The sequence below is a fragment of the Geobacter sp. PheSNFMC genome (assembly GCF_059620965.1).
In genome coordinates this window covers 1-12,294 of record NZ_JCAMRN010000091.1, presented here as the reverse complement: position 1 = coordinate 12,294, position 12,294 = coordinate 1, and the positions used below count along the sequence as shown (strand labels likewise).

The following is a 12,294-nucleotide window of genomic DNA, read 5'->3' as shown; positions in this document are numbered from 1 at the left end:
ACAACACCATCGGCATCCGCTCGTACATCGGCAACGCCCTCATCGCGGAGAACCTGATCACGGCGAACGAAACGGGGATCTTCGTGCGGGAGAAGGGGGGCGGGCTGACGGTGACGGGCAACAGTCTCGTGGGCAACAGCGGCTACAACATGCGGATCGGCGATTTCAACGACCAGGACGTGAACGCCCGGGGCAACTGGTGGGGCGAGGGGGATCCGGGCGGGACGATCTTCGACGGCCGCCAGGAGCCGGGCATCGGCATGGTCCTCTACGAGCCCTGGCTGGACAAGCCGGGCCCGGTTGGGCCGGCAAACGGAGGGACGCCATGAGGGGAGCGGCGTTCCGGGCGACACTCTGGCTGGCGCTCGCCGGCTTCCTGGCCGGCGCTGCGGATGCGGCGGTCCTCAGGGGCCGGGTGACGGACGTGGACGGCAAGCCCATGGCAGGGGTGAAGCTCTTTGTCTATGACTCGGCCCATGTCCGGCGGCCCGCAACCTTCATCTCACCGCCGTCGGCCGGGGACGGCACCACGGCCGTCAGGGTGCCGCCGGGAACCTACTGGGTGGTGGCGCGGCTCAAGCTGGACGAATCATACGGTCCGCTCATGCCGGGCGACAAGCACTCGGGGGAACCGGCCGTCATGGACCTGACCGCGGATGCCGAGATCGAGCAGGACTTTACGGTAGCCGATATCCGGGACCTGGGGCGCATGCGCCGGCCCATGGCCGCAGATCTCGTGAAACTGGCGGGACGGGTTCTGGACGGCGACGGGAACCCGGTGGCCAATGCCTTTGTGTTTGCATCGGCCACCAGCGACAACAGCCGCATGCCCGACTACATCTCGGCCTGGACGGGGGCGGACGGCCGATACACCCTCATCGTTCCCGCGGGCCACAAGCAGTACGTGGGGAGCTCCAGGCGGTTCCCGCCGTCCGCATGGCGCGCCTCGGCGGAATTCGTACCTTCCCCGGGCACAGCGGATAGTGCCCTGGACGTGGGGCTGGGGCCAGACTGAGAGCGCTCGTCACGGGCACGCTCCGAATCAACGCAGACAGCGGTCTGCACCACCATGGTAGACAGGTGACCAATGAAAAAGCTTATCTGCTGCATTGTTGCGGTTTCGGTTCTCGTGGGTGCGCACCTGGCAGGGGCCTGTGTCGGCAGGACCCTCCACATCGGCGTTCCCAACACGCCCCAGGAGAGATTGCTGGCGGAAATGATGTCCCTGCTCATCACCGAGCGGACCGGCACCGCGGTAAAGGTCCAGATCTACCGGGACAGCCGGGAGCTCTACGGTGCCGTGAAAAAGGGCGACGTCAACCTGCTCGTGGAAACCCCCGAGCGCGCGCTGGAGGTGCTGGGCAAGCCGAAGGCGGGTGACGGGGCGGCACGGGAGGCGATCAAGAGCGGCTATCGTTCAACCCTGAACCTTGCCTGGCTTGAGCCCTTCGGCGGCACGCCCTCGTATGCTCCCGTCCTGACGGTGGAAACCCTGAACAACTACCCGGCCCTGCCCAAGCTGCTGGCCAAGCTCTCCGGGGTGCTCACCAACGACGCCTGCGCCCGGCTGCTGAAGTCGGCGGACGCCGGCGACACGTCCAGAAAAGCGGTCAGAGACTTCCTGAAGTCGAAAAAACTGATCTGACCAGAGCGGACCATTCCCGGTGACTCTACTGAAACGGATAGGCCGGTTCCTGGCTTCCATGGAACTGGCGGTGGCCCTGTTCCTGATCGTTGCCGTGGCGGCGATCCCCGGCACGTTCGCCGGGACCAGGGCTCTCTACGCCCATCCGGCGTTTCTCTGCCTGCTGGCGGGAGTGGCGCTGAATCTCGTCTGCTGCACGCTGCGCCGGTTCCGGTCCCTTTCGGTGCCGGTGCTGATTCTGCACCTGGGCGTGCTGGTAATCTGCGGGGGCGTTGCGGCCCGGACGTTCGGCCACGTGGCGACCGTCAACGTCTACGAGGGAACCTCTGTTGACCAGGCCTACCGGTGGGACCTGGAGCGGGACGCTCCCCTCGGTGCCGACCTGACGGTCACGCGGATCAATCGGGAGTTTTACCCGATTCCGGTCAGGGTGGGGGTCCTCAGGGGCAGCGCGAAGGAGGCGCTCCACACCCTGAAGACCGGTGACAGCTTCACGGCGGGGCCCTATCGCGTGACGGCGGATTCCCTCCAGTTTCCCTCGGAGGTCCTCAGGCTCTCGGTTTTTCGCGACGGGCAGCTCGTCGGCATCTGCGATACCGCGGGAGAACGCAGCCTCCCCGCCGAGTTCCCCTACGACTTCAGGCTGGTGGCGTTTCAAAATCCGGTCCTGAAGCGGCTCTGGGTCGACCTGGCCTTGAGCCGCGATGGCGTTGCCATAGCGGAGGGTACGGCCGAGGTGAACGCCCCCTTCATCTGGAACGGCCTCTATTTCTACAACACCCAGGTCGGTACGGATGCGATGGGCATGTCTTTTGCTGGCATTCAGGTGGTCAGGGACCCGGGGAGGCCGTGTGTTTTCGCCGGGTTCGCCATGGTGGGGCTCGGTGCGGTACTGGCGTGCGCCAGGCGGTTGAGGAGGAAGCAATGAATATCTCCGGCATCGGAACAGCCGGCACGGGCAGGGTGTCGTGCTCGTGAATCCGTTCAGGGCAAAACCGAGGGAGGCCTGCGAGGTCCACGGACACCAGGCTGAGTCGGGGAACCGGATGCTGATCGTCATGGTTCTGATCTCGTTGTCCCTGGTGGTCTGGCACGTGTGGGGCACGGGCACCGGCGGGCACCTGGTCTCCTCCGATGCCGCGCCGGTTTCGTTCCCCGTGCTGCTCGGCAGCGAGCTCTGGGACCTGTTTTCCAGCGACCACGGGGTAATGGCCGAGCTCCGTGACGTGCTGCCCTATTTCCTCGTGGGCATTCTCATTGCCGGCTACCTCCGGACCTTCAAGGTTGCCGTGAAACTCCAGGCATCCCTCAGAAAGTATGGGGCCCTGAGCGTCTTTCTCGCGTCCTTCGTGGGGATCATCACCCCCCTGTGCGCCTGCGGCACGGTGACCACCGCCATCAGCCTCCTGGTGGCGGGGATTCCCCTGGCGCCGGTCATGGCCCTGATGGTGACCTCGCCGCTGTTGAGCCCGTCAACCTATCTCCTTACCCTGAACGACCTGGGTCCCGAGTGGACCGTGGTCAGGACCATCTCCGCCTTCTCCATGGGGATCTTCGCCGGTCTGGTGACCCTTGCCCTCAGCAAGCGGCCCGGTTTCCGGAAGAACGAGATCTTCGTCGAAGGGGGGATCGTGCGGGGCGATTTCCACGACGAGGACTACCCGGACGAGCGGCTGCGGTGCAACTGCCGGCGGAAATTCGGCAACCGGGTCGCCGTCAGGACCGGCAACAAGTTCCTCATCTTCCTGGCCAAGTCCGCGGAGATGGTCTGGGTGGTGGGGAAGTACGTCATCGTGGGGGTGGTCATCGGCGCGGTGGTGGAGCGCTACCTGCCCAAGGAGTGGATTTACCGCTTCTTCGGCCAGACGGATCCCCTGAACATCGTCTGGGTGACCCTGGCGTCGGTACCCATGTTCCTGCACCAGATCAGCGCGTCCAGCATCGTCTACCATATCAAGGGGGCCCTGGGCGGGACCATGGACGCCGGGGCGGCCCTGGCGTTCATGATCGGCGGGCCGGTGACCGCGGTGCCCACCATGGTGCTCTTCTGGACCTTTTTCAAGAAGCGGGTCTTCTTCCTCTACCTGTTCGCCTGTCTTTCGGGGACGCTCCTGATTGCTTACGCCTTCCGGCTCCTGGTGTTCGTGCCGGGCGTGGATGTGGGCAATCCTCTCCTGCGGGGGGTCGCGTCGTTGTCCGGCGGCACATCCGCCGTGGTCCTGAAGCACGATCCCAACGTGCGGATGGTGATGGACCCCGCCGGCAAGGGGACCGTCGCCACCTACACCAATGCCGTGGACGGGCGGGGAGGGGTCGTGTTCGACGGCACGTACGGACGGTTCACCGCAGCCATGGCCGACCGCTACGACACCGGGGCCTACATCGGCAACATCGCCGACTGGCTCGAAGAGAATTCCCTCTCGGCCGCCTCCACCAGAATCCTCGTCTGCCGCCTCGGGGACGGGGCCGGCGGTGCCGCGGCGCTGCTGGGGGAGGAGGTCCTGGCCGAACTCGCGGCGCGGGGCTTCACCGTGAAGACGGTGGACCGGCGCGAGGTGCCGCGCCTCACCGGAGGGCTGCTGGCGGAGTGGGGCCAGGTCTGGCTCTTCTGCGGCGATGACGGCGCCGCCGGGCTCAGCGATGCCGAGGCGAAACTCCTGGCGGACCATAACGCCCGGGGAGGCGCCGCCCTGGTCGTGCCGCTGCCGTCGGCCGGCGCAGCGGATTTCCGCGGGGCCAACCTCTTCGCTTCCCGTTACGGGGTGACCTTCTCCGGTGTCGCCGACACGGGCGGGGAGGTGCGGGTTTCCACCGCCTCATCCGTCTTCAACCGGGCCTCCGCGTGGCTCGGCTCTGTTCTGAAGCTTGTCAGGAAGGCCTGAAGCGGGTACCTTGGGCACCCCATGAGCCGGGATGACACAACCACATTCAGGAGGAATGCATGAAATCACAGGTGCTCGACGTCCAGACCCTCAAAACGTTCAACGATGAAAAACGCCACCAGGAAACCATCTGGTCCGATGATCACGCCCGGGTGAGCCTCATCTGCATGAAGCCCGGCCAGGAGATCGTGACCCACACCCACCACGGCAGCCATATCTGGATGGTCATGGAGGGTACCGGCCAGTTCCAGTCCGGCGGCAAGACCCAGTCCATCACCACGGGGCAGATCGTCATCGTTCCCGCGTTCGAGGACCACGGCATCCGCAACGCCTCCCAGGAGAATCTGGTCATTGCCTCCATAACGGCGCAGGGGGATTAGGGCATTCACAACAACGGATTGCGAGAGCAAGGAAGGTAAGAAACGTGAAGACGATTCATCGCAACCCCGACGTCATGTGGCGCGAGGAGGCCGATGCCCTGGCCCGGGTCCGGGAGGCCCTGGACCGGGGCGAGGCGGTGGAGGAGACCGGCACCTCGGTCCTGTTCTCCGGGGGGACCATGCTCTCCCTCAACTATCTCGGCACTGAAATCTGGAAGCTCTGTGACGGCCGGACCCCGGAGGGCATCGTGGCGGAGCTGCTCCCCCAGTTCGAGGTGGACGAGGCGGTGCTGCGGGAAGATGTGCAGGCATTCCTGGACGAGCTGGCCGTCAAGGGATTTATCCGCTATGCACAATGACAGGGAAACCGCGACGGTGAGTTCGCGTGACGAGCGCGGCGGCACAGGGGAGGCAACGCAGGCGCATCCGGCGATACGCCGGGGAGCCGACGATGCGGCCAACGCAGCCAGCCGAGCGGACGCGCCGTCACTGGAAGCGCCCCTCACCATCAACTGGGCCATCAACAATACCTGCAACTTCGCCTGCCGCCACTGCTACAGCCGGGGGGACACCCACGAGGAACTCCCCCGGGACGTCCTTCTGGCATGCCTGGGAAAGGCGGCCGCTGCCGGGGTCTTTTCCGTCAATTTCGGCGGCGGGGAACCCCTCCTGCACCCGGGGCTGCTGGACATCGCCCGGCACGCCAGCGGGTCGGGATTGCGGATTTCCCTGAACAGCAACGGCTGGCTCATTGACCAGGACACGGCGGCGGCCCTGCGGGACGCCGGGTTCACCAGGGTGGGCATCAGCATCGACAGCCACCTCCCCCGGGTCCACGACCGGTTCCGCGGCGTTGACGGCAGCCACGGCCGGGCCGTGGCTGCCCTGCGGTATCTGGCCGGGGCGGGCATCGCCACCTCCATCTCCACGGTGATCTGCCGGATCAATCACACGGCCATCGACGATCTGGTGACCTTTGCCCGGGAGCAGGGGGTGGGACAGCTCAACTTCCACAATTTCAAGTGCTCGGGGCTGGGCCTGTCCCACAGGGATGAGCTGGACCTTTCGCCCGCCGAGTGGCGGGAGTTCTACCGGGGCGCCCTGGCCGCCAGGGAGCGGGAGTCGGGGCTCGACGTCTCCCTGGACGACCCGATCATCGCCCTCCTGGGTGCCCGCGATGCGGGGAGCCTCGTGAAGGGGAGCGTCTGCGGCAAGCTCTCCCTGAACATCAAGACCAACGGCGACATGACCCCCTGCGGCTTCATTCCCGTTGTCATCGGCAACATCGTGCGGGACGACCTGAAGCAGGTCTGGCGGGACTCGGCAGTACTGGCGGCGCTGCGCACCAAGAAGCCCACCGGCAAGTGCGCCGGCTGCAGCGCGTACGAGGACTGCCTCGGCGGCTGCTCCGCCCGGGCCCTGGCCCTCACCGGCGACCTGAACAGCCCCGACCCCCACTGCTGGGCATGATTCTATGGAACTTTCGTCTCCCATAACCATCTACTGGGATCTCCCCGCTACCGCGGCCGATCCGTCGCTCCTGCTGGCGATCGCCGCCGGGATCATCGACTGCCGGCCCCTCATGCTGAATGTAACGAGCACCGCGCCAACCTCTCCCGGCTGGCTCGGCGAGGTGCTGGAGCGGTTCCGGGGCGGCCCGGCCGCCGTTACCCTCACGATCCCCCCCCAGGCCCATGACGATACCGTCCGGGCCCTTGTTGCCCACGGGGCGGTGCGGGAGCTGCTCCTTGACGTGGACCATGCCGATCTGCTCGACTCCGGGGAGTGGCAGGACGAGCCGTCCGCCGGCGTATCCTATGCGGTGACCCACGGGAACTGGCGCGAACTCCCGACCCTTGTGCATTTCTGTCTCGACCGGGGGATCACCCGGCTCGTCCTCCCCATGCAACGCCTGTACGGAGGCGAGCCCCCGTTCTTCCTCACCATGAACGAACAGCGGGAGCTGGCGAACGCCCTGGACGCCGAAGGCGGCGCCCAGCGCCTTGCCCTGACCATTCACGATCCGTTCCTCTGGCGGGCCTTCAACCCCGGCGTACCCTTCCCCCAGGGGGGATGCCAGGCGGCCAACACCATGATCGCCATCGCCCCCGACGGCGGCGTCTATCCCTGTCCCACCCTGCCGGTGAGGCTCGGCACCGCGGGCGAGATGCCCCTGCAGGAGCTCATTGCCTCGGAAGCGAAAAAGGCCCTCCGGCGCCGGCTCCTGGAGCATCCCCGCGCCTGCGGCGCCTGCGGCGAGCTGGCTGAATGCCGGGGGGGATGCCGCGGCAGGGCATACGTCATGCATCAATCCCTTGAGGGTGAAGACCCCTCGTGCTGGTAGCGGGTTAACCGCCCGGACAACGACAGGACTCCATGTAATGAATTTTTCGACCCTGACGCGATGTTTCATGCTGGCCCTCTTTGCCGCCTTCCTTGCCGGCTGCAAGCCCGAGGGGGCCCGGCCCGTGGTGAAGATCGGCTACATGCTCTGCAACAACGAGCAGGAGACCATGTCCCGCTTCCTCCCCCTCACCCGCTATCTGTCCGACAGGTGCGGGGTCGACTTCGTGGCGGTGCCGGTGGATACCCACGATTTCGAGAAACGGTTCAAGTCCGGCGAGTTCACCTTTACCCACACCAACTCCCTGATCTACGTCATCCTGCGGGAGAACCACGGCGTCGAGCTGGTGGCATCGGAAAAGCGCGGCACCTTCGGCTCCCGTTCCGCGGGCGCCCTCATCGCCCGCAAGGGGAGCGGCATCGAAACACTCGACCACATCCGGGGGAAGAGGCTGGCCTTCGGCCCCATGCTGGCTCCCACCGGCTACCTGGCCGAGTACGACCTGATGCTCTCGGCCGGCATCAACCCGGAGCACGACCTGGGGACCTATTCCATCCCCTCGGGCTCCTTCAAGCACGAAAAGCTCATCTACGGCGTCCTGCACGGCAAGTATGACGTGGCCGCCGCGCCGGTCCTCGACCTGGAAACCATGGCACGGGAAGGAAAGATCTCGGCGGACGACTTCGTCATCCTCGCCCAGAGCAAGCCGATCCCCTACTGCACCTTTGCCGTGGCCAAGGGAACCGATCCGGCCCTGGTGAAGAAGGTGAAGGACGCCCTCCTGGCCCTGAAGCCCGGCGACACCGCCGAGGTGGACGGGGAGCGGCTCAAGGTGCTGAAGGCCGCCTGGATCGACGGCTATGAAGATCTGCTGGACAGCGATTACGACCTTATCCGTGAAATGGCGAAGCGTGTCAATATGCCGCCATATCAGACGTACTGACCTGAAAAGGCTGATTTTTCCAATGTTCACCGACACCTTCGACAAAATAACCTGGCTGCTCCTGGCCGTCGTCATTGCTGCCCTGGCCGGTGTTCTTGCAACGAATCACGGGGCAGGAGCAGGCAGGGCCGCGGGCCTCGGCAAGGCCGTGGAGCGTGAGATGGCCTATCGCGCCCGCGTCGAGCTGATCGCCAGGCTCTATGGGCCGGTGGAGGAGTTGCGCACGGCCGGCAACGACCAGGAAGCCCTCCTGAGGCTGAACGAGCTGATCCGCAGCTACCCCGGCGAGGCCCACGGCTACATCCTCAGGGGGGAGATCCTCCGGAAGATGGGGGCACTGGACGAGGCCGTGGCTTCCTTTGAGGAAGGAGTCAGGCTCAATGGCGATTACGTGGACGCACGGAGCCCCCTGTCACGGCGCCGCGCCATCGAGGGCCTGGTGGCCGAGGGGCTGGCGGGCATCGGCGGCCGGGCAGCCGCCAACCCCGGCAACCGGAGCCTGGCGGCGTCCCTGCGCAAGGTCAACTACCTGAAGAGCCGGCTGGCGGGAGGGTGCGAGTAGTGCTGCGGGATCGGCATTTCTGGATGGTGGTGGCGGCGGGGCTTTTCCTCGGCGGCCTCGGTGCGCTTCTGGCGGTCTGGGGTAATCCGGAGAACTCGGGAATCTGCGTTTCCTGCTTCATGGAGAACAGCGCCGGGGCCCTGGGGATGCACGACAACCCCCGCATGCAGTACCTGCGGCCCGAACTGATCGGCTTCGTGCTCGGCGCCGCGGCCAGCGCCCTGCTCTTTCGCGAGTTCCGCTCCCGCGGCGGGGGCGCCCCCCTGCCGCGCCTCGTTGCGGGAGTGTTCCTCATTGTCGGCTGTGCCATCTTCATCGGCTGCCCCATCAAGCTCTTCCTGCGCCTGGCTGCCGGCGACCTGACCGCCGTTGCCGGCGTCATGGGGCTGGTCGCCGGGGTCTGGGCCGGTCTCAGGGGGCTCGCCAACGGGGTGGAGCCGGGACACCCGTCACCGGGCGTTGGTCACGGCGGCCCGCTGATCCCGGCCTTCTTTCTCCTGCTCCTGGTCTTTCTTCTCGTTCGCCCCGGTTTCATCATCTTTTCCGGCCAGGGGAGCGCGGCACAGCACGCTCCCGTTCCCCTTGCCCTGGGCACCGGCGCGCTGCTCGGCGCCATGGCCCAGCGGAGCCGCTTCTGCATAACCGGCAGCATCCGGGATGCGTTCATCATGGGCAGACGGACCCCGGGCCTCTGGGGGGTGGTGGCCTTTCTGGTTGCAGCGGTGGCCGCCAACGTAGCCTTCGGCAGATTCAACCCCGGTCTCCACGGCCAGCCCGGCGCCCATCCGGAGCACCTCTGGAGCTTCCTCGGCATGGGGCTCGTGGGGTGGATTTCCGTCCTCATCGGCGGCTGCCCCTTCCGCCAGCTCATCAAGGCGGGCGAGGGGGACGCCGATGCGGGGCTCGTGGTGGTGGGGATGCTCATGGGCGGCGCACTGGTCCAGTCGTGGGGCATTGCCGCCACGGCAGCCGGCGTTTCCCTTGCCGGCAAGGCCGCCCTTCTGGCGGGATTCGCCGCTGTTCTCGCCGCCTGCCTTTTCTGCCGGGCCCGTACCGCCTGACAGTCGGTTATCTGAGCGATTCCGCAGTGTTCTGAGTTCCATCCCTCCGGTGTTGTTCCTTTTTTTCTCAAATGTAACAATCAGTGTCTGCGATTGCCTTTTCGCCACATGGGCGTATATGTCATTTCACTGGGAACTGCGGGATAAAAGGCTCGGTTTTTGCTTTGCTTATGGGCGCAGTGAAATAACAGTTGGTGATTTTGACATTTCATTTTGTATTAAGACGGTAGGGTTAGAAATATCAAACGGTTAACCGATTTCACGTTAAATTAGTCTGCAATAATTAATATTTGTTATGCTTGCTAGTCGGTGATAAGGCGACAGCGGGCCGTTAAGGGGCTGCAAGAATTGTCAGTTGTCGGGTACTCCTGCGGAAAGAGGCGGAGGGTCGTCATGATTAATGTGTATATGAAATGGCACAGGGGCTGTGCACTGGCCGGTGCGGCAGTCCTGTCGGCGCTGGCATGTGCGGCTGCGCTCTTCGCGCTCGCCGGCACGGCCGCAGCCGGCACCATTACCGACTGTTCCGGCTGCCACGGCATGCCGCCGGTTGATGCCCCCTACCGCAACATCTCCACAGGCCGGTTCATGGGAAGCCACGACACCCATGCCTGGCTTAGCGCCGGAACCCCCAACTGCGCCATCTGCCACAAGATGCCCACCACCTACAACCACCGCAACAACAACGTGGACTTTGTGTCCACTATCAATAACTCGCGGCTCACGGCCCGCTACAGGAATCTTACCTCCTTCACCCGCACGGCGAGCCCGAGCTTCGGCACCTGCTCCAACGTCAACTGCCACTTCGAGAAGACGACCCCCCAGAACGGGGCAACGCCGCTCTACCTGGACGGCGGCAAGACGATCCAGCAGAAATGCGCCACCTGCCACAGCGCCCCTCCGGCGGACGCTCGCCACGCAAAGCATGCCCAGTACTACGGGGATGTGACCACGGCCTGCGTCAAGTGTCACCCCGACCATGCGGCCAAGCCGGGCAAGGGGGCGTTCTCCCATGCCACGAGCGCCGGCCGGCGGGGGCTGGCGATCCAGTTCACGGCATTTCCCAACACCGGCGGCTCCTTCAGCGGCGATGTGAGCTATCCCCTCTATCTCTACAATCCGTCCCGCACCGGCGCGTGCACCAACCTCTACTGCCACAGCCCCGGCACCAAGGCCGGCAGCTACGACCCTCCCAATCAGTCGCCCGACTGGGCCGGCACGCTCGGCACCAGTTGTCTCGGCTGTCACCGGGGGGATGCCGACTCCGGCTCTCCCATGCAGACCGGGTCCCACGGGGCGCACGTGGGGGTGAATGCCGCGGCGCAGATCGGCTGTGTCCAGTGCCATGGCGCAACAGTGACGGATTCCCGCCAGATCGGCGATCTGACGCAGCACGTGAACAAGAAGGCCGATATCTCCTTCGAGGCCGCCATCGGCAGCGCCGGAACCTACGGCGGCGCCGCCGGGCACGTGGCCAAGGACGTGGGCACCGCCTACGGCACCTGCCGGAATATCTACTGCCACTCCGACGGCGCCACCACCACGCCGCCGTTCAACGACTACGCCGTGACCTGGGGGGCGGCCGATTTCCCGACAGGCTGCACCGGCTGCCACGGCGGTCAGCAGGGGAGCGGCAACGTCATTGCGTCCAACAACCACCGCAAACACGTGGATGCAAGCTACAACGGCGGGCTCGGCACGGGCATCGGCTGCGTGGAGTGCCACGCCACGACCGTTTCCGGGAACCTGACCATTGCCGATAAGGCCAGGCACGTGAACCGCTTCAAGGATTACTCCGGACCGCGGGCCGGCACGATCGCCGCCGGCACCTGCTCGAATGTCTACTGCCACAGCTCGGGCCAGCGCTCCCCGGCATACCGGACCATGGTGCCCTGGAGCGACACGGCGACCACCTACGGCTGCTCGTCCTGCCACGGCGCGTCCACCGCCGGCCCGGCCGGGGTCTTTGTCAGCCGGTTCGGCGAGCCCAACTACAACAACTACAGCTCTGCCGACCGTAACTGGTTCAACTCCCACAACCCGAAACACGTCAGGTCGGCCGGCGACTGCAGCACCTGCCACGCCGGCACCACCCAGAACGGCGTCTCCCTGGTGCCCGGCACGACCCTGCACGTCAACACCCAGAAGAACGTCACCTTCAACACCGCGGTCGCGGGCGGCAACAGCCCGTCCTACAACGACCTCAGCCGCCGCTGCACCAACGTCTACTGCCACTCCAACGGCCGGCAGACCGGCAGGGCCTACGCGACCCCCCGCTGGGGCGGTTCCGCCCAGGACTGCAACGCCTGCCACCCCATCGCCGGGTTGGGTGGCGCCCATGGCATCCACGTGGGAGGGATGATCCCGACCTTCTATGCCTATACCGGCAACCACCCGGTGGGAGCGGCCTATCGCTACGGCTGCGCCAACTGCCATCCGATGGATCCGGTGCACCATATCGACGGCCACATCGACCT

General features: G+C 65.7%; 12 protein-coding genes and 1 pseudogene. All 13 read left to right on the top strand.

All coding sequences use genetic code 11. From position 1 onward, the window contains the following. Window positions 1-329: pseudogene (locus AC6CDK_RS16485) on the top strand (right-handed parallel beta-helix repeat-containing protein); the annotation flags it as partial. Beyond that, a complete protein-coding gene (locus tag AC6CDK_RS16480) occupies window positions 326-1,015 on the top strand; it encodes a carboxypeptidase-like regulatory domain-containing protein (RefSeq protein ID WP_039646578.1) in 690 nt (229 codons plus the stop codon). The pseudogene AC6CDK_RS16485 and the gene AC6CDK_RS16480, both read left to right, overlap by 4 nt. Before the next feature lie 72 nt (window positions 1,016-1,087). Beyond that, window positions 1,088-1,645 (top strand): glycine betaine ABC transporter substrate-binding protein, encoded by a 558-nt coding sequence (locus AC6CDK_RS16475; RefSeq protein WP_039646576.1) that lies wholly within the window; start codon window positions 1,088-1,090, stop codon window positions 1,643-1,645. Between the two features lie 19 nt (window positions 1,646-1,664). Next, a complete protein-coding gene (locus AC6CDK_RS16470; RefSeq protein ID WP_039646573.1) occupies window positions 1,665-2,573 on the top strand; it encodes a ResB-like family cytochrome C biogenesis protein in 909 nt (302 codons plus the stop codon). Between the two features lie 40 nt (window positions 2,574-2,613). Then, window positions 2,614-4,527 (top strand): permease, encoded by a 1,914-nt coding sequence (locus AC6CDK_RS16465; RefSeq protein ID WP_039646571.1) that lies wholly within the window; start codon window positions 2,614-2,616, stop codon window positions 4,525-4,527. A 59-nt stretch (window positions 4,528-4,586) separates the two neighbouring features. Then, on the top strand, window positions 4,587-4,907 hold the full coding sequence (locus tag AC6CDK_RS16460) for a cupin domain-containing protein (RefSeq protein ID WP_010943536.1): 321 nt from the start codon (window positions 4,587-4,589) through the stop codon (window positions 4,905-4,907). 44 nt (window positions 4,908-4,951) lie between these two features. Then, window positions 4,952-5,266 (top strand): GeoRSP system PqqD family peptide chaperone, encoded by a 315-nt coding sequence (locus AC6CDK_RS16455; RefSeq protein WP_039646569.1) that lies wholly within the window; start codon window positions 4,952-4,954, stop codon window positions 5,264-5,266. Next, window positions 5,256-6,377: a GeoRSP system radical SAM/SPASM protein gene (locus AC6CDK_RS16450; RefSeq protein ID WP_226048472.1), complete on the top strand. Its 1,122-nt coding sequence runs from the start codon at window positions 5,256-5,258 to the stop codon at window positions 6,375-6,377. The genes AC6CDK_RS16455 and AC6CDK_RS16450 overlap by 11 nt, the downstream gene beginning before the upstream one ends. Before the next feature lie 4 nt (window positions 6,378-6,381). Continuing rightward, window positions 6,382-7,251 carry a GeoRSP system SPASM domain protein gene (locus AC6CDK_RS16445; protein WP_039646567.1) on the top strand — a complete coding sequence of 290 codons (870 nt, stop codon included), beginning with the start codon at window positions 6,382-6,384 and terminating at the stop codon, window positions 7,249-7,251. Window positions 7,252-7,288: 37 nt separating this feature from the next. Next, on the top strand, window positions 7,289-8,194 hold the full coding sequence (locus AC6CDK_RS16440; RefSeq protein WP_039646564.1) for a phosphate/phosphite/phosphonate ABC transporter substrate-binding protein: 906 nt from the start codon (window positions 7,289-7,291) through the stop codon (window positions 8,192-8,194). A gap of 22 nt (window positions 8,195-8,216) precedes the next feature. Continuing rightward, window positions 8,217-8,756: a hypothetical protein gene (locus tag AC6CDK_RS16435; protein ID WP_039646562.1), complete on the top strand. Its 540-nt coding sequence runs from the start codon at window positions 8,217-8,219 to the stop codon at window positions 8,754-8,756. Next, entirely contained in the window at window positions 8,756-9,817 is a 1,062-nt protein-coding gene (yedE, locus tag AC6CDK_RS16430) for a YedE family putative selenium transporter (RefSeq protein WP_192905820.1), read from the top strand. Before AC6CDK_RS16435 ends, yedE begins: the two co-directional genes overlap by 1 nt. 393 nt (window positions 9,818-10,210) lie before the next feature. Beyond that, a partial coding sequence (locus AC6CDK_RS16425) for a CxxxxCH/CxxCH domain c-type cytochrome (protein ID WP_496639920.1) occupies window positions 10,211-12,294 on the top strand: 2,084 nt, incomplete at its 3' end.